Origin of the sequence: Streptomyces sp. NPDC008139 (genome assembly GCF_042957025.1) — a bacterium.
In the GTDB taxonomy this organism is placed as follows: Bacteria; Actinomycetota; Actinomycetes; order Streptomycetales; family Streptomycetaceae; genus Actinacidiphila.
On record NZ_JBIBHM010000006.1, the window covers coordinates 356666 to 378772 of the forward strand.

The window sequence follows — 22107 nt, forward strand, 5'->3', positions numbered from 1 at the left end:
GAACGGCCGCCCTTCTTAATTCGTTCGCTTTCTTCTATTGGACGACTGCCCGCCCCACGGGTGAAGCTGGAGGTCCGTTGTCGTCGTAGGTGGAATGAGAGAGGCGCGAAACCATGCAGAGCCGTCGTATCGGTGCCGTCGAGGTCAGCGCGATCGGACTGGGCGGGATGCCCATGTCGATCGAGGGGCGCCCGGAGGAGGCACGTTCCGTCGCGACGATCCACGCGGCGCTCGACGCCGGGGTGACCCTGATCGACACCGCGGACGCGTACCACTGGCACGCCGACGAGGTCGGGCACAACGAGTCGCTGATCGCGAAGGCGCTGGCCTCGTACGGCGGCGACAGCGACGGCGTGCTGGTCGCGACCAAGGGCGGCCACCTGCGGCCGGGCGACGGTTCGTGGACGCTGGACGGCAGGCCCGAGCACATCAAGGCGGCCTGCGAGGCGTCGCTGCGGCGGCTCGGGGTCGAGGCGATCGGCCTCTACCAGTTCCACCGGCCCGACCCCGCCGTGCCGTACGAGGAGTCGGTCGGCGCACTCGCCGAGCTGCTGGACGCGGGCAAGATCCGGATGGCGGGCATCTCCAACGCGAGCCCGGACCGTATCCGGCTGTCCCAGGAGATCCTGGGCGGACGCCTGGTGTCGGTGCAGAACCAGTTCTCGCCCGCGTATCGCTCCAGCGAGCCGGAGTTGACGCTCTGCGACGAGCTGGGCATCGCCTTCCTGCCGTGGAGCCCGCTCGGCGGTATCGCCCACGCCGGTGAACTCGGCTCCTCCTACGGGGAGTTCGCCAAGGTCGCCGCCGCGCACGGCGTCAGCCCGCAGCAGGTCTGCCTGGCCTGGCTGCTCGCGCTGTCCCCGGTCGTCGTCCCGATCCCCGGCTCCAGCCGCCCCGAGACCATCCGCGACTCGGTCGCCGCCGCCGAACTCACCCTGGACGCCGACGAGATCACCCGGCTCAGCGCCGCCGGCTGACGGTCCGCCCGCGCCTTCGCATTCCGCAACCCGAGAAGAGGAAGTCTGTGCGTTACCGCGAACTGGGCCGCAGCGGCCTGTCCGTGTCGGAGATCGGCTACGGCGCCTGGGGCATCGGCGAGGGGGCGTGGGTGGGCGCGACCGAGGACGAGTCGGTGCGCGCCCTGCACCGGGCCGTCGACCTCGGCGTGAACCTCATCGACACCGCCCGCGGCTACGGCGAGAGCGAGCGCATCGTCGGCCGGGTCGTCCGCGAGCGGGCGGCGGCCGGTGACGAGATCCTGGTCGCCACCAAGGTCCCGCCGGGCAACGGCAGATGGCCCGCGCCCGCCGGGGTGACCGCCGAGGAGGCTTTCTCCGGCGAGCACATCCGCGCCAGCCTGGAGACCAGCCTGCGCGCCAGCGGCCTCGACCACTTCGACGTGCTCCAGTTCCACGTCTGGCGGGACGAGTGGGTCGGCAGCGGCGACTGGCTGGAGACCGTCGCCGACCTCAAGCAGCAGGGCAAGATCCGGCTGTTCGGCGTCTCGATCAACGACCATGAGACGGACAATTCGCTGGCGCTGGTCCGCAGCGGTGTCGTGGACACCGTCCAGGTCATCTACAACATCTTCGAGCAGACGCCCGCCGAGTCGCTGCTGCCCGCCTGCCAGGAGCACGGCGTCGGTGTGATCGTCCGCGTCGCGCTCGACGAGGGCGGTCTGACCGGCGCGGTCACGGCCGGTACGACCTTCCCCGAGGGTGACTTCCGCAACCGCTACTTCCGCGGCGACCGCCCGGCCCAGGTCGAGCAGCGCGTCCGGGCCATCGTGGACGACCTGGGCATCGCCCCCGACGCCATCGCCGAGACCGCCCTGCGCTACGTCCTCAGCGCGCCGGCCGTCTCCACCGTCATCCCCGGCATGCGGTCGGTGCGCAATGTCGAGCGCAACACCGCGGTCAGCGACGGGACGTCGCTGACCGACGAGCAGCTCGCGATCCTCGCCAAGCACCGCTGGCAGCGGAATTTCTACGCGTCGTAGCGGGCTGTCGCCCGGCCTTCGCGGGCCACGACCCCAACGCGGCCGTCCCGGTCGTCCCGTCCCCGGTCGCATAGCGCCCGCCGGGGCCGCGCCCGAAGTGGCCTGATCCGTCTACCAGTTGGTGAAGGCGCCGTCCCGCGTGCGCAGATGGGGCCGCTCGGTCGTCGTGGCGCGGTAGGCGCGGGCGGCGTCGCGGTCGAGGGTGACGCCGAGGCCCGGGGCGTCGGTCGGGGTGACGCGGCCGGGGGAGATGGCCGGGCGGGTGGGGAAGAGCGCGGCGATGGCGGGCTCGGGGTCCGTCTGGTGCTCCTGGATCGCCACATTCGGGCAGGCCAGGTTGAGTTGGAGCGAGGACGCGGCGGTGACCGGGCCCAGCGGATTGTGGGTCGCGAGCTTGATGTGGTGGGTCTCCGCCATCGCGGCGATCTTCTTCGCCTCGGTCAGCCCGGCCGCCACCCCGATGTCGACGCGGGCGTAGTCGATCAGCTCCTCCTCGATCAGGGTCCTGAACTCCCATTTGGAGCCGTACTGTTCGCCCGCCGCCAGCGGTACGCCGGTCCGCGCGCGCAGCATCCGGTAGCTCTCGGGGTTCTCGCTGCGCAACGGGTCCTCGACGAAGTACGGGCGGGCCGCCTCGATCTCGCGGCACAGGGTGACCGCCTCGGGCGGGTCGAGCCGGGTGTGCACGTCCAGGATCAGCTCGATCTCGTCGCCGAGCGCGTCCCGCACCGCGTGGAACAGGCTCACCGAATCGCGCAGGCAGCGCCGGGCGTCGAGGATGTCGTCCACGTCGTGCGGCGCGGAGAAGCGCACGTGCCGCCAGCCCTCGGCGACCAACTCCCGGCAGCGGTCCAGGAACCGCTCGCGGTCGTGGTAGTCGTCGCCGACGTGCACGTACGCCGGGACCCAGTCCCGTACGCGTCCGCCGAGCAGGTCGTGCACCGGCACGCCGAGCGCCTTGCCGCGGATGTCCCACAGGGCGACGTCCACGGCGGCGATGGCGGCGCCGATGATGCGGTCGGCGGGGAAGAAACCGCGGCGGAACATCACCTGCCACAGGTGCTCTATGCGCCGAGGGTCCTCGCCGACGATCAGCTCCGCGAGGTGTTCGAGGCCGCCCGCGACCGCCCGCTGCCGGGATCTGATGCCGACCTCGCCCAGGCCGTGGATGCCCTCGTCGGTGTCGACCACCACCAGCATCATGCTGTCGCCGTGGTCGGGGAGGGTCAGCACTTCCAGGCCGGTGATCTTCATCCCGCTCCTCCGTGAGTGAGGCCCCCGCGAGTGAGGCTCTGTGCGCGGCGCCGTCCGCGGCCGGTGAGCCGCTATGAAAACGTTCCCGCAACTTCATCATGCTTGCTGAGAACGCATCATCCGCAAGGACCGCCCTGATCCGCAAGACCCTGCTGCACTGGAGATTTTCATTGCGGTAACACTCTTGACACCTCCGGGAACGTTCGCAAGGATCCACGGCATCCGGCAGCAGCGACGCGAGGAGGCGGTCCGTGGCAATCACGATCCGGGAGGTGGCGAGCGCCGCGGGCGTATCGGTGTCGACGGTCTCCCGCGCCTTCACGGCGCCCGACCAGGTGCAGCCGAAGACCCGGCAGCGCATCCTGGAGGCCGCGGCCAAGCTGGGTTACGCGCCGAACCCGGCGGCGCGCAGCCTGCGCGGCGGCGGCACGGGCACGCTCGGGCTGATCATCCCCGACATCGCCAACCCGTTCTTCCCGCCGATCGTCAAGGCGATGCAGGCCCGCGCCCGGCGGCTCGGCTACACCGTGCTGGTCGCCGACAGCGATGAGCGCGAGGCCGACGAACTGGAGACGATCGCGGCGGTCTCCAAGCGGGTCGACGGCCTGGTGCTGTGGGCGTCCACGCTCACCGAGGACCGGCTGGGCGAACTGGCGGACCAGATGCCGCTGGTGGTCGTCAACCGCCATGTGCCCGGCATCCCCGAGGTACGGATCTCGCTGTCGGCCGGGATCGCGCAGGCGGTGGAGCACCTGCGCGCGTACGGCCACCGCCGGTGCGTGTTCATCAACGCCTCACGGGACGAGCTGAGCCGCGGCAAGTCCATCCACGAGTCCTTCGAGGCGCAGGACGTCTCCTTCGTCGAACTCGGGCCCTACGAGCCGCGGTTCGAGACCGGTGTGCTGGCCGCCACGCTGGTCGCCGCGCACGGTGCGACGGCCGTGCTCGCCCACAACGACCTGGTCGCCCTCGGCGTCCTGCACCAGATGGCGAGCCTCGGCGTGAGCGTGCCCGGCGACGTCAGCGTCATCGGCATCGACGACACCCTGCTCGCGTCCGTATCCACCCCCAGCCTCACCACCATCAGGATCGACCCGGAGGAGGTCGCCACCCGGGCGGCCGACCTGCTCCTGGAGACGATCGCGGGCCACGGCGCGGCGCGTGCCGACGCGCCCGCCGATCCGCGGGCCACCCCCTTCGTGGAGATCGGCTCCCGGCTGGTCCCCCGCGCCTCCACCGGGCCCGCGCCGGGCCGCTGAGTCACCCGCCGTACCCGCGGCCCACCGGCCGCCACGGCTCACATCGGCGCGGCCCGCCCCGGGAACCGCGTCCCCCCATTCACAGCAAGGCACCCCGCACCGACCTCACCCTGCCCTCCGTGGAGACGAAATGTCCAGACAATCCCGTAACGCGGCCCTGCTCGGCTGCACCGCCATAGCCGTGTCCGTGGCCCTCACGGCCTGTTCCGCCGTCACCCCGAGCAAGTCGGGCGGCGGCGACGGCGGCGGCGACCTCACCCTCCGCGTCCAGGGCATGCCGCCCGCCACCGACAAGGCCGCGCTGACCCTCTTCAAGCAGCAGGTCGCCGACTTCGAGAAGGCCAACCCCGGCATCAAGGTCAAGGGCTCCACCACCGTCTTCGACCCGCTGACCTTCTCCGCCAAGCTCGCCGGCGGCAACGTCGAGGACGTCATCAAGGTCCCGCTCACCGAGCCGCAGCGGCTGATCCAGCAGAAGCAGGTGCAGTCGATCAGCGGCCAGCTCCAGTCCTGGGACCACTTCAAGGAGTTCAACCCGCAGGTCCTCAAGCCGCTGAGCGACAGCGCGGGCCAGGTCTACGGCGTCCCGCAGAATCCTTACGCCCAGGGCCTGGTCTACAACCGCGCGCTGTTCAAGGCCGCCGGGCTCGACCCCGACAAGCCGCCGACGACCTGGGACGAGGTCCGTGCCGACGCCAAGGCGATCACCGCGAAGACCGGCAGGGCGGGCTTCGTCCAGGAGTCCAAGGACAACCAGGGCGGCTGGCAACTCACCATGCTCTCCTACGCGTTCGGCGGCGACCTCGAACAGCGGCAAGGCGACACGTACACCGCGACCCTCACCGGCGAGGCCACGAAGAAGGCGCTCGGCCTGCTCAAGGACATGCGCTGGAGCGACAATTCGCTCGGCCGGAATCTGCTGAACAACCAGAACGACGTCATCAAGCAGTTCGCGGCCGGACAGGTCGGGATGTTCATGGGCAGCCCCGGCACCTACCGGCTGGCCAAGACGCAGTTCGGCATGGAGAACACCGACGACTTCGGTGTCGCCTCGATGCCGCAGTCCGGCGGCAACGCGACCCTGACCGGCGGCGACATCTACATGGTGCCGAAGTCCGCCGACACCAAGCACGCGGCGGCCGCCGTGAAGTGGCTGACCTTCGCCTACGCCGAGCCGCAGTACAGCACCGAAGCCGCCGCGGGCCAGGCCAAGGCGCTGGCGGCCGACCCCAAGTCGGCAGTCGGCGTACCGACGTTGCCGGTCTTCGACACCGCGCGGCAGACGGAGATCAACGCGGCGATCAAGCCGTACGTGAACGTCAAGCTCGACAACTTCGCGCCGTACACCCAGGGGCTGGGCACGCTCGACCTCAAGCCCGAGCCGCCGTACGAGGCGCAGACGCTGTACACCGCGCTCGACCCGGTCGTGCAGGCGGTGCTCACCGACCGCGGCGCGGACGTCGACGCGCTGCTCGCGAAGGCGGAGAAGGACGTCAACGCCAAGCTCGCCACCGACCAGTCCACCCAGAAGTAGCCGTTCATGAGCCTGCTCACCCACTCCCGGCGCGCCGCGCCCGCACCCGTCGTCCCCGCCAAGGGGAGCGCGGGCCGCCGCCGCGGCGGGACCGCCGCGCGCAAGCAGATCACGGCCTGGCTGTTCCTGCTCCCGGCCGTGCTGGTCTTCGGGCTGTTCGCCTGGTGGCCGATCGTCCGCAGCCTGCTGCTGAGCTTCCAGCGGACCAATCTCGTCGATCCCGCCGTCTGGGTCGGCTTCGACAACTTCCGCGCGGTCTTCGACGATCCGCTGCTCGGCACCGCCGTCGGCAACACCCTGTTCTTCGTCGGCCTCGGTCTGCTGATCGGGTTCCCCGCGCCGCTGATCCTGGCCGCGGTGATGTCGACGGTACGGCGCGGCGCGGGGGTGTACCGCTTCCTGGTCTATCTGCCGGTCGTCATCCCGCCCGTGGTCGCGATCCTGCTGTGGAAGTGGTTCTACGACCCGGGCAGCGGCCTGTTCAACACCGCGCTCGGCAAGGTCGGCCTCGGCCCGTACACGTGGCTGGAGTCCTCCGACACCGCGATGCTCTCGCTGGTCCTGGAGGCCACCTGGGCCGGGATGGGCGGCGCCGTGCTGATCTACCTGGCCGCGATGGTCGGCATCCCCGGCGAGCTGTACGAGGCCGCCGAGGTGGACGGCGCGGGCATCTGGCGCCGGATCTGGCACATCATGCTGCCCCAACTGCGCTCGGTCATCGGCCTGTTGCTGCTGGTTCAGCTCATCAACACCGTGCAGGTCTTCACCGAGCCGTACGTCTTCACCGGCGGCGGCCCTGACAACGCGACGCTGACCGTACTGCTGCTGATCTTCCGCTACGCCTTCCAGGACGGCGAGTACGGCCAGGCCGCCGCGCTCTCCTTCCTGATGGTGCTCGCGCTGGGCCTGCTGTCCGGGGTGTATCTGCGCGCCACCCGCGGCTGGAGCACGTCATGACCCTGCTGAGCGAATCCCTCACCACCTTCGTCTCCGCCCACGACCGGCGGCGGCCCGGCGTACGGGCGGCCGTCCGCTCCATCCAGGCGCTGACGCTGGTCCTGCTGCTGCTCATCGGCATCGGACCGCTGTACTGGATGGTCAAGGGCGCGGTGTCCGCGCCCACCGAACTCACCAACCACCCGCTGGCGTTGTGGCCCGACCGGCCGCGGCTGGGCAACTTCGCCACCGCGTACACCGACCTGAGCGTCGGCCGCTATCTGATGAACACCTTCCTGGTGGTCGGCGGATCGTGGTTCGTGCAGCTCTTCGTCTCCGCCACGGCGGGCTTCGCGCTGTCGGTCCTCAAGCCGCGCTTCGGCAAGGCCGTCTACGGCGCGATCCTGGCCACGATGTTCGTGCCGTACACGGTGAACATGGTCAGCCTCTTCATGACCGTCATCGACCTGCCGCTGCTGCACCTCAACCTCGGCGACACGTACTGGGCGATCTGGCTGCCCGCCGGGACCAACGGCTTCACGGTGCTGCTCGCCAAGCAGTTCTTCGACGCGCTGCCGAAGGAACTCTTCGACGCGGCACGGGTCGACGGGGCGAACACCTGGCAACTGCTCACCAGGATCGTGCTGCCGATGAGCAGGCCGGTGCTCGCCGTGATCAGCCTCCTGGCGGTCATGCACAGTTGGAAGGACTTCATCTGGCCGCTGGTCGCGCTCACCGATCCGGAGAAGCAGCCGATCAGCGTCGCCCTCGCCCAACTCGCCACCCAGGCACCGCAGGACCAGCTCATCGCGGCCATGGTGCTCGCCGTCGCGCCGCCGATCCTGTTCTTCGCCGTCGGCCAGAAGTACATCGTCGCCGGGCTCGGCTTCACCGGCGTCAAGGGCTGAGTACGCCCGCACCCCCCGCTTCATCCACGCACCTTCTCTTCGGGACAAGAGAGAGGCACCTCCATGCCAGTCGCACGCCGTAAATTCCTCCAGGGCACGGCCGTCGCCACCGGGGCCGCGCTGCTCCCGGCCGTCTCCGCCCAGACCGCGCACGCCGCGGGCGCGGTCACCGTCTCCGCCGACGGCATCACGCTCGTCGGCCAGAGCGACGGCAGCGTCCTGATCAGCGACGGCTCGGGCACCGCCCGCGTCCTGATCAGCCACTTCATGATCAAGGACAGCGTCCTCGGCCAGCAGCGCACCTACGGCGGCACGCCGACGCAGGTCACGCTGCCCGACGGCCGCCCCGCCGTGCGGATCACGTACACCATGGGCAGCGGCGCGTCCGGCGTCACGGTGCGCGGCACCTTCGACGTCACCGCGCACAAGGCCCACATGTCCTGGGAGGTCGGCGGCTCCACCACCTTGACCCCCACCGGCTTCATGGTCGCCCGCACCGTCCAGACGCCGAGCGCGGCCGAGTCGTACGAGGCGCTGACCACCTGGACGAAGGACCCGCGCGGCGGCATCCCGTACGAGGTCAACGCGGGCGCCGCGTACACCGAGACCTGGCCCGACACCCAGGGCTCCTTCTGCCTGGCCGCCAGCAACTTTACCTACACGACAGCCACATGGCTGCACACTCCCGGCGCCGCGACGGGCACGGACACCGCCGCCACGACGGTGGACTTCGTCCTCGGCGGGCTGCGCCCGCGCGGCGCCGGGGTGCTGGCGGCGGGCAGGCCGCTGGGCGTGGAGGTGTGGACCGACCAGCCGTTCAACCTCTACAAGAGCGCCGGGCAGACGATGACGCTCAAGGCACAGGTCGTCAACGGCGGTTCGGCGGCCAAGCCGGTCACCGTGACCTGGTGGGCGCGGGACTTCGCGGGCACGCAGATCGCCGGGGGCACCGTCTCGCAGACCGTCGCCGCGGGCACCGCCTGGGACGCCTCCTTCCCGGTCACCGCACCCGCGCACGGCATCGTCTTCACCGAGGTCAGCGCCGTGAGCGGCGCCGACTCCGCGCTCGCCAGGACCAACCTGTCCGTGCTGCCCGACTTCGCCTACCAGGCGGGCGGCGAGTCGATGTTCGGCCTCGCCAACTACCCCTGGCTGCTCAAGCCGAGCCAGGCCGACGTGCTGGCGCTGCTGAAGCTGATCGGTGTGAAGCGGATCAGGATCGCCTACGCGGGCGCGCCCGGCATCGACACCGCGACCCTCGACGCCCACGGCATCCACCACAACGTGGAGCTGAGCGGCATCCCGATCGGCGGCAGCGCGGACCAGATCGCCGCCTGGGCCGACACCAACACCGCCAAGGCGACCGCCGCCGCCGCGGAGTACTTCGAGGTCGGCAACGAGGTGAACGCCCCGTGGATGGAGGGCCGGGGCGTCGAGGCGTACATCAGCGACGGGCTGAAGCAGGTCACCGACCGGCTGGCGGCGGCCGGTTCCACGATGAAGGTCATGAACGCGGGCCTCGGCGGCATGGACTACGTGTGGACCGAGAAGTTCCAGCAGGCGGGCGGCTGGGACCTCATCGACGCCTTCGCCTTCCACCCGGGGCGCGGCAACTTCACCCCCGACTACGCCCCTTCGCCCGACGACTGGGTGGAGGGCACCACCGGCACCTACTGGAACTTCCTCGGCGCGCTGCGCAAGGCGAAGGAGATCATCGCCGAGTACGGGCCGAAGGAGCTGTGGATGTCCGAGGCGTACGCCCCGACCAAGCCCAACTCCTGGTGGCAGGACACCTACCGGCACGCCGCCGAGAACGTGCTGCTGAGCCTGGCGCTGGCCAAGTCCGAGGGAGTACGCGGCGTCAACTGGTACCAGTTGCACGACTCGACGATCCACCACCCGCAGGAGGCCGACCCGGACAACGTCGAGTTCCACTGCGGCATGATGCACCGCGACACCAGCGCCAAGCCGTCGCTGCTGGCGTACGCGACGGCCGCGCGCGTCCTCGACCAGGCCACGTACGTACGGCCGTTGGTCTTCGCCGACGCGGACGTGAAGGGGCTGCTGTTCACGACGCCCTCGGGCCCGGTGTCGATCCTGTGGACCCGCAAGGACGGCTACGTCCTCAACGCCGACCACGGCGCCGACTCCTGGTACGCCTCGCCCGAGCCGTGGACCGACCCGTGGCCGACGAAGACGCAGGTCGTCGCGCACTCCGGGACCGTGGCCGGGACGGTGCGGGAACTCAACTGCGTCGGCGAGGAGCGGACGTTGAACGCGGCCGGCGGGAAGGTCACGCTCACCCTGGACGGAGCGCCGCGCGTCTACTACGGCCTCGCCGCCAACCCCGACTGGAAGTAAGCACGTCATGAGGGGCCGAGAAGAGTCATGAGGACGTCATGAGGAACGACACCGCACGGCACGACATCACCGTCGTCGGCGGCGGCCTGGCCGGGGTCTGCGCGGCCGTCGCCGCCGCCCGGCTGGGCCGGACCGTGGCGCTGGTCAACAACAGGCCGGTGCTCGGCGGCAATTCGAGCAGCGAGGTCCGCGTGTGGGTCTGCGGTGCCACCGGGCACGGCAAGAACCACCACGCCCGCGAGGGCGGCATCATGGGCGAGCTGTTCGTCGAGAACCAGTACCGCAACCCGGACGGGAACCCGTACTACTGGGACACCGTCGTGCTCGACGCCGTGCGCGCCGAGCCCAACATCACGCTGTACCTCAACACCGATGTGCGCGAGGTCGACGCCGAAGGTCCCGACGACGCGCGCCGGATCACCGCGCTGACCGGCTGGACCATGGGCTCCGAGCGGCGCGTCCGCTTCGAGAGCGAGGTGTTCCTCGACTGCACGGGCGACGGCCTGATCGGCTACCTGGCCGGGGCCAGGCACCGCATCGGCCGCGAGGCCCGCGCGGAGTACGGCGAGCCGTGGGCGCCCGAGACCGCCGACGACATCACGCTCGGCTCGACGCTGCTGTTCTACACCAAGGACGCGGGCCGCCCCGTCAAATACGTGCCGCCGGACTTCGCCAAGGACATCACCACGACGTCCATCCCCCAGCGCCGCATCATCAAGGCCGGTGACAACGGATGCGCGTACTGGTGGATCGAGTTCGGCGGTGAACTGGACACCGTCCACGACAACGAGCGCATCCGCGACGAGCTGTGGTCGGTCATCTACGGCATCTGGGACCACATCAAGAACTCCGGCGAGTTCGACGCCGAGACCATGACGCTGGAGTGGGTCGGCTCGCTGCCCGGCAAGCGCGAATACCGGCGCTTCCTCGGCGACTACGTCCTCCATCAGGGCGACATCCTCGGCCAGACCGAATTCGCCGACCGCGTCGCCTTCGGCGGCTGGTCCATCGACCTGCACCCGCCGCAGGGCATGTACGCCACCGAGGCGGGCGCCAAACAGCGCTACGCGGACGGCATTTACCACATTCCGTACCGCAGCCTGTACTCGGTGAACACCACCAATCTGCTCTTCGCCGGACGGAACATCTCCGCGAGCCACGTGGCGTTCGGCTCGACGCGGGTGATGGCCACCTGCGCGACGATCGGGCAGGCGGCGGGCACGGCGGCGGCGCTGTGCGCGGACGCCGGGATCTCCCCGCGCGAGCTGGAAGTGGCGTCGCTGCACCGGGCGTTGCTCCGCGAGGACGCCTCGGTGATCGGGCTGGCCTCCGACGACCCGGACGACCTGGCGCTGCGGGCGACGGCGACGGCGTCCAGCACCCTGGCGGACCTGACCGTCGAGACCTCCGACGCCACCTGGCCGCTGACCGCCGACGCGGGCCTCGTCCTCCCGGCCGACCCCGCGCTCACCGGCCTCGAACTGCTGCTGGACGCCGAGCGCGACACCGTACTGAACGTCGAGCTGTACGACCCGGAGCTGGGGCAGAACTATGTGCCGCGCCGCCTGGTCGGCTCGGTGTCGGTCCCGGTCGCCGCCGGGCGCGGGCAGTGGGTCAAGACCGGCCTGGAGTGGGCGCCGGACACCCCGCGCAACGCCTTCGTCGTCGTCCGCGCCGACCCGGCGCTCGCGCTGCGCGTCGCCGACCGGCCGACGCCCGGCGTGCTGTGCTTCACGCGGGTGCCGCTGCGACCGCAGGACGAGTCGCCGCAGCCGCTGCGCGAGTGGACGGACTCCGGCCTGCTGCGGCGGACCTTCTGCCTGCGGGCGGGGGAGACGGCCGCGTTCGCGCCCGCCAAGGCGGTCGACGGATACGCGCGGCCGTACGCGGGCCCGCACCTGTGGGTCTCGGAGCCGGTGCGCGAAGGCGCCCGGGAATGGCTGGAGTTGGCGTGGCCCGAGCCGGTCGCGCTGCGCCGGATCGAGGTCGTCGCGGACGACGACGTCAACGAGGACCTGATCAATCTGCACCACCACAGGACCCCCTTCGACACGCTCCCGACGCTGGTACGGGACTATCGGGTGGAGGTGCGCGACGCGGCCGGGGCCGACTGGCGAGTGGTGGACCGCGTGACGGCCAACCGGCGCCGCCGCCGGGTCCACGTCCTGGAGGAGCCGGTCACCGCCCGCGCGGTACGGATCGTCGTCGAGGCGACCAACGGCGCCGCGTCCGCGCACGTCGTCGCCGTACGGGCCTACAGGTAAGGGAGTTGGCGGTGGTCACAAGGGTGCTGGTCACCGGGGCGGCCGGGCGGATCGGGCGGGCGGTCCTCGCGCTGCTCGCCGAGCGCGGCGTCGAGGCGAACGCGCTGGTCCTCGACGACCCCGGCGACCTGGGCCGGCTCGGCGCGCGGCTGGTCGTGACCGGCGACGCGGCCGACCCGGAGACCGTCCGCAGGTCCCTGGACGGCGCCGACGCGGTCGTCCACCTGGCGGCGATCCCGACGCCCGAACGCAACACGCCGCAGGAGGTGTTCAGCGGCAACACCCTCGCCACCTTCTCCGTCCTGGAGGAGGCCGGGCGGGCCGGGGTGCGGCACGTGGCACTGGCCAGTTCGTGGGGGGTCACGGGACTGCCCTGGACCGGCGACCCCGCCCCGCACCCGCCGTACGTCCCCGTGGACGCCGCCATGCCCGGCCAGGTCGAGGACCCGTACGGGCTGTCCAAGCAGGTGGACGAGGTGACCGCCGCCATGATGGCGCGTCGGCACGCCATGAGCGTGGTCTGCCTGCGCTACCCGTACGTCGGCGGCTTCGAGGAGCGGCTGCGGGCGCACGCGGCGCTCGTCACCGAGCAACCGGCGTACGGCGCACGGGACTTGTGGACCTATCTGGAGGTCGGCGACGCGGCGCGGGCCGCGCTGCTGGCCCTGCGGGTGACGGAACCCGGCGCGCATGTCGTGCACGTGTGCGCGCCCGAGATCCTGGTGCCCTTCCCCACCGAGGAGTTGATGCGCCGCTTCCACCCGACGACCCGCGTACTGCGTCCGCTGCCCGGCCGTACGGCACCGGTCGACACGGCGGCGGCGCGGCGGCTGTTCGGGTTCACGGCGGAACGCTTGATCGACGGGTGAGGTGACGCCGGGCGGCGCCCCGTCGGCCTCGCGGTTGACGGCTGGTGAGGCGGAGGCCGCGCGGGCCGCTACCTTGGCCCGTACAACGCTGCCGTCGGGCCGGAGGAAAAGCACGTGAGCCGTCGCTTCGAGGAGATCGACTGGCGTCCGACGCCGATGGGCGAGATCAGCCTGCGGCGACGGCGGGACGTGGCGACCGGCGAGGACGTGCACGAGGTCAAACTCGGTGACGAGTTCCTGATGTCGAGCCTGTTCACCGCCGGTGAGATCGCGCTGTCCCGGCTCGGCCTGGCCGAACTCCCGGACAGGGACAGGGACGGGGACGATGGAGGGGACTCGTACGCGGATGTCGCCGTCGGCGGGCTCGGCCTCGGCTACACCGCGCGCGCGGCGCTGGAGGACACGCGCGTACGGTCGCTGGTCGTCATCGACGCGCTCGCCGAGGTGATCGGCTGGCACCGGGAGCATCTGGTGCCGCTGGGCGCGGAGTTGACCGCCGACCCGCGCTGCCGCTTCGTGCACGGTGACTTCTTCGCCCTGGCCGCCGACGCCGACGGGCTCGACCCCGAGACGCCCGGCCGCCGCTTCCACGCCGTGCTCCTGGACGTCGACCACTCGCCCGCCCACGTCCTCCACCCCCGGCACGCCGCCCTCTACCGCCCGGACGGCCTGCGGCGACTGGCCGCCCACCTCCACCCCGGCGGTGTCTTCGCCCTCTGGTCCAACGACCCGCCGGACGACCCCTTCACCGCCACCCTGCGCGACACCTTCGCCACGACCGAGGCCCACGTCGTCACCTTCCCCAACCCGCTCCAGGACGGCGAGGCGACCAACACGATCTACGTGGCGCGCACGGCGTCCTGAAGCCGGCGCTGTGATGACGGACCGTCAGGCGGGCACCGTGGTCAGGAAGACGCGGGTCTCGGCGACCACACGGTCCTGGAACTCCGGCTCGCGCACCTGCGCGGAACCCTCCATCGGCCGCCCCTTCTCGTCGTAGTAGCCGCCGGTACGGACGGAGCCGTCCGTCAGCACGCACGCGATCACCCGGCCCGCCGTCTTCGGATTGCTCCAGTACTTGACGAGCGGCGCCAGCGGCGAGAGCACGTACTTCCCCAGCGCGCGCAGGGCGATGCCGCTGTCGCGGCCGAGGTCGGTGGCCGGACTGAAGCCGGGCTCGACGGCGGTGAAACGCAGGCGTGGTGCCTCGCGCGCGAAGGCCAGCACGGTCGCGAGATTGCACTGCTTGGACGTGGCGTACGCGTCCCCGCCGGGGAGTTTGGAGCCGCCGGGCAGCCACTCGCCGCGCGCGCTCGCCTCGGCCGAGACGTACCGGGCGCCCCGGAAACCGGCCACCACGGCGGGCCTGCGCTCGGGGTCCTCGACGCCGGAGCAGACGAAGACGACGTGCGCGCCGTCGGGCAGGTGCGGTACGAGCGCCTCGGTCAGCGCGAACGGCCCGAGGTGGTTGGTCGCGAACGCCAGGTCCCAGCCGAGGGAGTTGGCGCCCGCCCGGTTCGGGAACACGCCCGCGTTGTTGAGCAGGCCCGCCAGCGGCAGGCCGAGTTCGACGATCCGCGCGGCGGCGGCACGTACGCTCGCCGGTTCCGCCAGGTCGCACACGACGGTCACCGCCGTACCGCCGCGCGCCTCGACGGTCTCGCGGACGCCGTCCAGCTTGCCGGGGTCGCGGCCGACGAGGACGACGGTGGCGTGCCGGGCCAGTTCGAGGGCGGCGCGCAGGCCGATGCCGGAGGTGGGGCCTGTGACGATGTACGCCTCCTCGTGCGCCGTCGCGTACGCCTTTTCGTATGCCGTCTCGTGCGCCGTCCCGTGCGCCGTCTCGTGCGTTCGCTCGGCGGAGGGGCTGTCGTCGGTGGGTGCCATGAGGGGCTCCTTGATTGTCTGACCAGTCAGTCATTTATGGGCGTGCAGGGTCGCCGACGCTCCCGCCGGGAACGGCGTCGATGTCCCTGCCGGGAAGGGTCAGGCGAGCATGCGCCAGAGCGCGTCGAAGCCCGCCCTGCCGTGCGCGTCCGCGTGGTCCGGGTCGCGGAGGATGAAGTCGATGGTCGCCTCGGCCAGGGCGTTGGTCAGCGTGACCACGAAGGCCAGGGGCGCGTCCCGCAGCGGACCCTTCGCGCGGCCGCGCTCCAGGATTCCCGCGACGCCCGCCATCGACAGGCTCGCCGTCAGGTGCGTGGGCTCCGTGATCTCGTCCGAGACCCCGAGCTGCGCGAGCGCGCGCCGCTTCTCCGGATACGCGGTCGCCCAGCGCAGCCAGCCGGACCACATGTGCAGCAACTGCGCGTGCTCGTCGCCGTCGTCGGGCAGGCCGCCGAGCGCCGCGGCGCCCATGTCGGCCTTCAGGTCCAGATAGAGGTGGTTGAACAGATCGGCCTTGGTGTCGAAGTAGGTGAACAGCGACCCGTTGGAGACGCCCGCCTCCTTCGCGATGGTCGCCGTCGGCGCGCCCAGCCCCTGAGTCGCGATGACCCGCGCGGCGGCGGACATGATCGCGGCGCGCTTGTCGTCACTTCTGGGGCGGGGCATGGTCCCAGTATGTAAGAGAGTGGCTAGTCAGTCAACATTGGGGGATTCGGGTGGGGGCATCGGCGGGGGCGGTGCGCGGGATGCGTCGGTGTGGGCTCGTGCGTGGACCCACGTGCGGGCGCTACGCCCTCGGCACCCGCAGAATCCGCAGCATCGTCGTCCGTAGCGCTTCCCCCAGCTCCTCGTCGGAGAGGTCGGCGAGGAGCGGCAGGGTCTCCGGGGCGAGGAGGGCGGTGCTGTAGGCGATGCGTTCGGCGGGCGTCGGCTGCTCGCCGTAGAAGAGGGTGAGGCCGCGCCGGTGCAGTGCGGCCACCTCTTCGTGGTTCTTGGTGGTGTGCCGCGCGTCCGGATCGGTGGAGGCCATCACGGCGTAGTGCCGGTTGGTGACGAGGAATTCGGCGAAGCCGTTGACCACGTGCTCGATGCGCGCCCGCCGGCCGCGCATCGCGTCGGCGTCGTCCAGCAGCGTCTCCATCCGGCGCATGCCGGGCTGCATCGCCGCGTGCAGGATGTCGCCCTTCGCGCGGAAGTGGTAGTAGACGGCGGCCTTCGTCAGGCCCAGCTCGTCGGCGATCATCTGGAGCGAGGTGGCGTTGTAGCCGAGTTCGAGGAAGAGCCGCTGGGCGGTGTCCAGGATCTGCTGCCTGGTCTGCTCGGCCTGCGCCGCACGGGTGGACATGCCCTTGGCAGGCGTCGGCATGGTTCTTCTCCTCCTTCGTGGGCCGCGAGGACCGCACCGCAGCATACAAGCCGTCGGGGGCCCGGAAGCCGGTCGTCCGGCGGGTCACGGCCCCCTCGCGGGCCGGTCGCGGGCGGCCCGTCTCGTCGGCCGAGCGCTGGTCGCGGGCGGCCCGTCTCACCGGACCGGGGGCTGGTCGCGGGTGTGCCGGATCACCGGCCGAGGCCCGGTCACTCGCCTGCCAAAGACTAGTGACTCACCTGCCGATGTCCAGCGACTCACCATACGTTGGCAAGCGATTTACTTGACCTGCGGCTAGTGAATGCTTAACGTCAGGCTCGGCGTGCGCTACCCGAACCGGCCGTGGAGATATGTACCCATGTCAAGCTATTTGTACCGACTCGCCCGGCTCGCCTTCCGGCGCCGACGGCTGGTCCTGGCGTTGTGGCTGGTGGCGGCCGTGGTCGCCATCGCCGCCGCCCAGATCAGCGGCGGGAAGACCAACGACAACTTCACGATCCCCGGCACCGAGGCGCAGAACGCGTCCGACGTCCTGTCCGCCAAGCTGCCCGCCTTCAGCGGCGGCCAGAGCACGATCGTCTTCGCGACGACCCAGGGCAGCAGGAAGGTCACCGACCCGGCCACCATGAAGGTGATCGAGTCGGCCATGACCAAGCTGCGGACGATCCCTCAGGTCTCCAACGTCGTCGACCCGTTCCAGGGCAAGCTCGTCTCGCAGGACGACAAGATCGCGCTCGGCCAGGTGCAGTGGTCGGCGGCGGCCACCGACGTCAAGGACGCCAACCTCGACCTGTTCAACGACGCGATGAAGCCCGTACGGGCGGACGGCGTCCAGGTCGAGTACAACGGCAGCGTCTATCCGGGCTGGCGACAGGTGGTCTCCGAGCTGCCCGAACTCATCGGCCTGATCGTCGCCTTCTTCATCCTGATGATCACTTTCGGGGCGTTCGCCGCCGCGGGCATGCCGATCCTGGGCGCGATCATCGGCGTCGTCACCACGCTGATGGCCATCACGGCCGTCGCGTCCGTGGTCACCATCGCCTCGGCCTCCACCACCGTCGCGCTGATGCTCGGACTCTCCTGCGGCATCGACTACGGCCTGTTCATCCTGTCCCGGCACCGTACGAACCTGCTCAACGGCATGACGCCCGAGGAGTCGGTGCCGCTGGCCATGGGCACGGCGGGCAGCTCCGTCGTCTTCGCCGCGCTCACCGTGATCATCGCGCTGTGCGGGCTCACCGTCGTCGGCATCCCGTTCCTCACCGTCATGGGTCTGGCCGCCGCGGCCTCGGTCGCCGTCGCGCTGCTCATCGCGCTGACCCTGCTGCCCGCGATGCTCGGCTTCGCCGGGACCAAGGTCGCCCATTTCACCCGGCTGCCCTGGCTCGGCGCCCGCGCGGAGCGGGTCGCCCGTCGCTCGGCCGCCGACCCGGACAGCCCCAACGGCGCCCGCTGGGCCCGCTTCGTCGTACGCCACCGCATCCTCGTACTGATCGGCGGCGTCGCCCTGCTCGGCGTGCTGGCCATCCCCGCCCTCGACATCCGGCTCGGCCTGCCCAGCAGCGCCTCCCAGCCGAAGAGCACCACACAGCGCAAGGCGTACGACCTCACCACCGAGGGCTTCGGCGCCGGTTTCAACGGCGCGCTGCTGATCGTCGCGCAGAACACCAGCAGCCCGGCGGACACCGCGGCCATCGCGGCGCGGCTCACCAAGGTGCCGGGCGTCGTCAAGGTGACGCCGCTGGCCTCCAAGAACGGGGTCTCGCTGATCCGCGTGATCCCCAAGACGGGGCCGAACGACCCCGCCACCGCCGACCTCGTGCACACCCTGCGCGACGACCGGCAGCAGCTCGAAGGTCAGACCGGCACCGACATCCTCGTCGGCGGCACCACGGCCTCCAACATCGACGTCTCGGCCAAACTGTCCAGCGCGCTGCCGGTCTTCCTGATCGTCGTGGTCGGCCTGGCCTTCATCCTGCTGACCTTCGCCTTCCGCACCATCCTGGTGCCGATCAAGTCCATCCTCGGCTTCCTGCTGTCGATGGCCGCGGCCCTCGGCGCCCAGGTGGCGATCTTCCAATGGGGCTGGGGCCAGCGGATCTTCGGCATCACGCCGACCGAGACGATCAGCTTCCTGCCGATCATCATGCTGGCCATCATCTTCGGCCTCTCCAGCGACTACGAGGTCTTCGTCGTCTCCCGCATCAAGGAGGAGTACACGAAGAACGGCGACGCCCGCCGGGCCGTCCAGCGCGGCACCGGCCTGTCCGCCCGCGTCGTCACCGCCGCAGCCCTCATCATGTTCTTCATCTTCGTCGCCTTCATGTTCACCGACGACCCCACCATCAAGGCCATCGGCTTCAGCTTCGCCGCCGGCGTCTTCCTCGACGCCTTCGTCGTCCGCCTCACCCTCGTCCCCGCCGTCCTCGCCATCGTCCGCTCCAAGGTCTGGTACCACCCCCAGTGGTTCTCCAAATACATCCCCGACCCCGACATCGAGGGCCAACGCCTCGAACACGAACTGGAATCCGGCCGCCTGACCTGACCCCGCCCGCCCCGCGGAGTTCGGGCCGACGGTCGGCTCACCCCACACCGTCGTCCCGAGCGAAACACCGAGCCCGCGTTCCCGCCGCAGTGCCGAGCAGCGCCTGCGACCGGGCGCGGTAGCGTCCGAGACACTGAGCGAACGCCGTCGCCGCACTCCTTCTGCTCCACCACATGCACGCCACCGCGTGAGTCCGGCGCCGCCGGTCAGACCGAGCCGAGGTCGATCTCCGCGGCGAAGGGGACCACGGCCTTCACCGTGCCGGTGAACACGTCACCGTCGCGGTAGGCCGTGCCCGCGGGGTCGAGGACGTACGTGTAGACCAACGGGACGCCCGTGGCGGTCTGTTCGACGCGCCAGTAGAAGGGGATGCCGGCCTTCGCGTACTGGTCGACCTTCACGATCCGGTCGGTGGTCTCGGAGCCCGGTGAGACCACCTCGACCACCAGCAGTACGTGCTCGGGCCGGGTCGGCGTGACGTCGATGGTGTCCGCGCGGTAGACGACGACGTCCGGGCGGCGGTTGCTCAGCGGCACGTCCTGGAGCCGCACGTCGAAGTCCGTGTCCGCGTTCCAGTCCGCCCCGGAGGCGGCGTCCAGCCCGTTCGCCAGAATCCTCGCCAGGCGGTTGTGCCGCTTGGACGCGCTGGGGCCCAGGACGACCATCCCGTCCACGATCTCGATCCCGGCGCACTGCTCCTCCGACCAGGAGGCGTACCGCTCGGCGGTGATCGGAGCGTGCATCCATGCGGGCACGACCATCTCCGCGCTCATGGCGTACCTCCCCTGCGCCTGCTCGACGGGCCCGACGCTGTTCGGCCCAGCCTACTGTCCCGATATGCCCCCGCCGCCCTCATGGGCGTACGGCCGTCCCGCGAGGGGTGCCGGGGAACCCCGGCCGCAGTAATCTGCGTCGACGCCTACGAGCGCGCGTGAGCGCGGCGACGGCCGCCGGGGGGCGGGCAGGGGCGGATGAGGGGGACGGCACGCGATGGACGGAAACGACGGCTCCGGCAGACCGGCGTACGACCCGGCCAAGGGCTACGGCGGCACGGGCGCGAGCGGCGGCGACACGGGCCACGGCGGTACGGGCTACGGCGGTACGGGCTACGGCGGTACGGGCTACGGCGGTACGGGCTACGGCGGTACGGGCGGCGACGGGCCGTGGAGCGTGCCCGGTTACACCCACGAACGTGACCTCGGCGCGGGCGCGTCCGGCCGGGTCGTGCTGGCCACGCACGTCGCCACGGGAACGGCGGTGGCGGTCAAGTACCTCGCGGGACCGCTCGGCGGCGACCCGCGCTTTCGAACCGCCTTCCGCGCCGAGGCGGAACTCCTCGGCGGCCTGCATTCGCCGTACATCGCGCGCTTCTACGAGTACGTGGAGGACGGCGGGAACGCCGCGATCGTGATGGAGCTGGTCGACGGCATCGCGCTGCACGCGCTGCTGCGACAGGAGGGCGCGACCGATCCGGAACCGGCGCTCGCGGTGCTGAAGGGCTCACTGCTCGGCCTGGCCGCCGCGCACGCGGCGGGGGTGGTGCACCGCGACTACAAGCCCGCGAATGTGCTGGTCACCACGGACGGCGTGTCCAAGCTGGTGGACTTCGGCGTCGCGGTGCGCAGCGGCGAGACGGGCGCGGTCGCGGGCACGCCGTCGTACATGGCGCCCGAGCAGTGGGCGGGCGGCCCCGCCACCCCGGCGACCGACGTGTACGCGGCCACCGCGACCTTCTACGAGTGCCTGACCGGCAGCAAGCCGTACTCCGGCTCGACGATGTTCGAACTGGCCGTGCAGCACGCCGAAGCGCCCATCCCCGACGAGCGGGTGCCGGAGCCGGTGCGCGGTCTGGTCACCCGCGGCCTGGGCAAGACCCCGCAGGAACGCCCGCAGAGCGCGGCCGAATTCGTCGCGGAACTCCAGGCGGTGGCGGGGGCCGCGTACGGCGAGGACTGGGAGGAGCGCGGGCAGCGCAAACTCGCCGCGCTCGTGGCCCTGTTGCCGCTGCTGCTGCCGTTCGGCGGCGGCAGCGCCGCCTCGGGGACGACGGCCTTCGCGCACACGCAGCTCGGGCAGGGGGCGGGCGTCGCCTCCGGCGCGGCCCCCGCGCCGACTCCGGGCGCGGCGGCACCGGGTGACGCCCTGGTCGCGCTGGAGCGGCACCGCCCGGTACGCCCGGCCCGCTTCGGGCGGCGCGCCAAACTGGTGGCGGGCGCGGTCGCGGCCGTCCTGATATCCACCGGGCTCGTCGTGGCCGCGGTGGCCACCGGCGGCGACGGCCCCTCCGACGAGGTCACCACCGCCTCGACCCCCTCGGCCCTGACCTCCCTGGTCTCCGGCCGGCCCGTGGCCCCCGCGACCGGCACCCCGACATCCGGTTCCCCGTCCGCGTCCCCCTCGACGTCGGAGTCCGCGTCCCCGTCCCCGTCCGCCTCGGACAGCGCGTCACCGAGCGGTACGACGACGACGGCGCCGGTCGATCCCCCGACGACGTCGGCGCCGACGTCGACGCCCCCCACCACGGCGCCCACGACGCCGCCCACGACGCCGCCGACCACGGCTCCCGAGCCGAGGCTGCACATCTCCCTGGTGGCCATCGGCTCGATGGCGTGCAGTGGCCCGGACACGGCCCAGGCGTCGGTGGCGATACGGAGCGACGGTGCCGCCGACGGCACGCTGACCCTCACGTGGTTCCATATCGATGCCAACGGCACGAGCACTGTGGTTGCTCAGGAGACAGTGGCCTTGAAGGCAGGCCAACCTTCGCCTTCCGGTCCCTACACACACACCTTCGGTGGCAGGGACATCACCCCAACCTGGGGTCTTACCGTCGCCACCAGCCCGACGGCTGACCAAGGCCAGAACTCCTCGCAAACGCTGTCGTCCCGCACCTGCCGGGCCGCCGCCCTCAACTGAACTCCCGCT

17 protein-coding genes are annotated in these 22107 nt (G+C 71.2%); 12 read left to right on the forward strand and 5 right to left on the reverse strand.

Annotation, left to right across the window (positions count from 1 at the left end):
- The first annotated feature begins 113 nt into the window (after nt 1-113).
- Both ACFZBB_RS15145 and ACFZBB_RS15150 read left to right on the forward strand, forming a co-directional pair.
- Nucleotides 114-977: an aldo/keto reductase gene (locus tag ACFZBB_RS15145; RefSeq protein ID WP_391121860.1), complete on the forward strand. Its 864-nt coding sequence runs from the start codon at nt 114-116 to the stop codon at nt 975-977.
- Nucleotides 978-1024: 47 nt separating this feature from the next.
- Nucleotides 1025-1999 carry an aldo/keto reductase gene (locus ACFZBB_RS15150; RefSeq protein WP_391121863.1) on the forward strand — a complete coding sequence of 325 codons (975 nt, stop codon included), beginning with the start codon at nt 1025-1027 and terminating at the stop codon, nt 1997-1999.
- A gap of 111 nt (nt 2000-2110) precedes the next feature.
- Here ACFZBB_RS15150 and ACFZBB_RS15155 read toward each other — a convergent pair whose 3' ends face one another.
- Nucleotides 2111-3253: an enolase C-terminal domain-like protein gene (locus ACFZBB_RS15155; RefSeq protein ID WP_391121866.1), complete on the reverse strand. Its 1143-nt coding sequence runs from the start codon at nt 3251-3253 to the stop codon at nt 2111-2113.
- A gap of 251 nt (nt 3254-3504) precedes the next feature.
- On the opposite strand from ACFZBB_RS15155, the gene ACFZBB_RS15160 reads away from it, so the two are divergent.
- The 8 genes from ACFZBB_RS15160 to ACFZBB_RS15195 all read left to right on the forward strand — a co-directional run bounded on the left by ACFZBB_RS15160 (nt 3505) and on the right by ACFZBB_RS15195 (nt 14248).
- Nucleotides 3505-4512 (forward strand): LacI family DNA-binding transcriptional regulator, encoded by a 1008-nt coding sequence (locus ACFZBB_RS15160; protein WP_355339792.1) that lies wholly within the window; start codon nt 3505-3507, stop codon nt 4510-4512.
- Nucleotides 4513-4642: 130 nt separating this feature from the next.
- Nucleotides 4643-6046, forward strand: a complete 1404-nt coding sequence (locus ACFZBB_RS15165) for an extracellular solute-binding protein (RefSeq protein WP_391121871.1) — start codon at nt 4643-4645, stop codon at nt 6044-6046.
- A gap of 6 nt (nt 6047-6052) precedes the next feature.
- Nucleotides 6053-7003, forward strand: coding sequence for an ABC transporter permease subunit (locus tag ACFZBB_RS15170; RefSeq protein WP_391121874.1), 951 nt, complete (start codon nt 6053-6055; stop codon nt 7001-7003).
- Nucleotides 7000-7890, forward strand: a complete 891-nt coding sequence (locus ACFZBB_RS15175; protein WP_391121878.1) for an ABC transporter permease subunit — start codon at nt 7000-7002, stop codon at nt 7888-7890. The genes ACFZBB_RS15170 and ACFZBB_RS15175 overlap by 4 nt, the downstream gene beginning before the upstream one ends.
- A gap of 63 nt (nt 7891-7953) precedes the next feature.
- The gene (locus tag ACFZBB_RS15180) at nt 7954-10251 is read left to right on the forward strand and encodes a hypothetical protein (RefSeq protein WP_391121881.1); all 2298 of its coding nucleotides are present in this window, start codon (nt 7954-7956) and stop codon (nt 10249-10251) included.
- A 38-nt stretch (nt 10252-10289) separates the two neighbouring features.
- Nucleotides 10290-12515: an FAD-dependent oxidoreductase gene (locus tag ACFZBB_RS15185; RefSeq protein WP_391121883.1), complete on the forward strand. Its 2226-nt coding sequence runs from the start codon at nt 10290-10292 to the stop codon at nt 12513-12515.
- Between the two features lie 11 nt (nt 12516-12526).
- Nucleotides 12527-13384: an NAD-dependent epimerase/dehydratase family protein gene (locus tag ACFZBB_RS15190; protein ID WP_391121886.1), complete on the forward strand. Its 858-nt coding sequence runs from the start codon at nt 12527-12529 to the stop codon at nt 13382-13384.
- A gap of 114 nt (nt 13385-13498) precedes the next feature.
- Nucleotides 13499-14248 carry a spermidine synthase gene (locus tag ACFZBB_RS15195; protein ID WP_391121889.1) on the forward strand — a complete coding sequence of 250 codons (750 nt, stop codon included), beginning with the start codon at nt 13499-13501 and terminating at the stop codon, nt 14246-14248.
- Nucleotides 14249-14272: 24 nt separating this feature from the next.
- Here ACFZBB_RS15195 and ACFZBB_RS15200 read toward each other — a convergent pair whose 3' ends face one another.
- The 3 genes from ACFZBB_RS15200 to ACFZBB_RS15210 all read right to left on the reverse strand — a co-directional run bounded on the left by ACFZBB_RS15200 (nt 14273) and on the right by ACFZBB_RS15210 (nt 16637).
- Nucleotides 14273-15271 (reverse strand): SDR family NAD(P)-dependent oxidoreductase, encoded by a 999-nt coding sequence (locus tag ACFZBB_RS15200; protein ID WP_391121892.1) that lies wholly within the window; start codon nt 15269-15271, stop codon nt 14273-14275.
- Nucleotides 15272-15370: 99 nt separating this feature from the next.
- Entirely contained in the window at nt 15371-15937 is a 567-nt protein-coding gene (locus tag ACFZBB_RS15205) for a TetR family transcriptional regulator (RefSeq protein WP_391121895.1), read from the reverse strand.
- Nucleotides 15938-16058: 121 nt separating this feature from the next.
- Nucleotides 16059-16637, reverse strand: coding sequence for a TetR family transcriptional regulator (locus ACFZBB_RS15210; protein WP_355339816.1), 579 nt, complete (start codon nt 16635-16637; stop codon nt 16059-16061).
- Between the two features lie 358 nt (nt 16638-16995).
- On the opposite strand from ACFZBB_RS15210, the gene ACFZBB_RS15215 reads away from it, so the two are divergent.
- Nucleotides 16996-19182 (forward strand): MMPL family transporter, encoded by a 2187-nt coding sequence (locus tag ACFZBB_RS15215; RefSeq protein ID WP_391121898.1) that lies wholly within the window; start codon nt 16996-16998, stop codon nt 19180-19182.
- Nucleotides 19183-19388: 206 nt separating this feature from the next.
- Here ACFZBB_RS15215 and ACFZBB_RS15220 read toward each other — a convergent pair whose 3' ends face one another.
- Nucleotides 19389-19955, reverse strand: a complete 567-nt coding sequence (locus ACFZBB_RS15220; protein WP_391121901.1) for a Uma2 family endonuclease — start codon at nt 19953-19955, stop codon at nt 19389-19391.
- A 217-nt stretch (nt 19956-20172) separates the two neighbouring features.
- Here ACFZBB_RS15220 and ACFZBB_RS15225 point away from each other — a divergent pair, with 217 nt between their 5' ends.
- Nucleotides 20173-22098: a protein kinase gene (locus ACFZBB_RS15225; protein ID WP_391121904.1), complete on the forward strand. Its 1926-nt coding sequence runs from the start codon at nt 20173-20175 to the stop codon at nt 22096-22098.
- Nucleotides 22099-22107: the final 9 nt, after the last annotated feature.

Coding starts and splice junctions, on each gene's coding strand:
- ACFZBB_RS15200 (WP_391121892.1), bottom strand. CDS start 15,271: ATGGCACCCACCGACGACAGCCCCTCCGCCGAGCGAACGCACGAGACG.
- ACFZBB_RS15220 (WP_391121901.1), bottom strand. CDS start 19,955: ATGAGCGCGGAGATGGTCGTGCCCGCATGGATGCACGCTCCGATCACC.
- ACFZBB_RS15170 (WP_391121874.1), top strand. CDS start 6,053: ATGAGCCTGCTCACCCACTCCCGGCGCGCCGCGCCCGCACCCGTCGTC.
- ACFZBB_RS15185 (WP_391121883.1), top strand. CDS start 10,290: ATGAGGAACGACACCGCACGGCACGACATCACCGTCGTCGGCGGCGGC.
- ACFZBB_RS15180 (WP_391121881.1), top strand. CDS start 7,954: ATGCCAGTCGCACGCCGTAAATTCCTCCAGGGCACGGCCGTCGCCACC.
- ACFZBB_RS15175 (WP_391121878.1), top strand. CDS start 7,000: ATGACCCTGCTGAGCGAATCCCTCACCACCTTCGTCTCCGCCCACGAC.
- ACFZBB_RS15145 (WP_391121860.1), top strand. CDS start 114: ATGCAGAGCCGTCGTATCGGTGCCGTCGAGGTCAGCGCGATCGGACTG.
- ACFZBB_RS15215 (WP_391121898.1), top strand. CDS start 16,996: ATGTCAAGCTATTTGTACCGACTCGCCCGGCTCGCCTTCCGGCGCCGA.
- ACFZBB_RS15165 (WP_391121871.1), top strand. CDS start 4,643: ATGTCCAGACAATCCCGTAACGCGGCCCTGCTCGGCTGCACCGCCATA.
- ACFZBB_RS15205 (WP_391121895.1), bottom strand. CDS start 15,937: ATGCCCCGCCCCAGAAGTGACGACAAGCGCGCCGCGATCATGTCCGCC.
- ACFZBB_RS15155 (WP_391121866.1), bottom strand. CDS start 3,253: ATGAAGATCACCGGCCTGGAAGTGCTGACCCTCCCCGACCACGGCGAC.
- ACFZBB_RS15225 (WP_391121904.1), top strand. CDS start 20,173: ATGGACGGAAACGACGGCTCCGGCAGACCGGCGTACGACCCGGCCAAG.
- ACFZBB_RS15210 (WP_355339816.1), bottom strand. CDS start 16,637: ATGCCGACGCCTGCCAAGGGCATGTCCACCCGTGCGGCGCAGGCCGAG.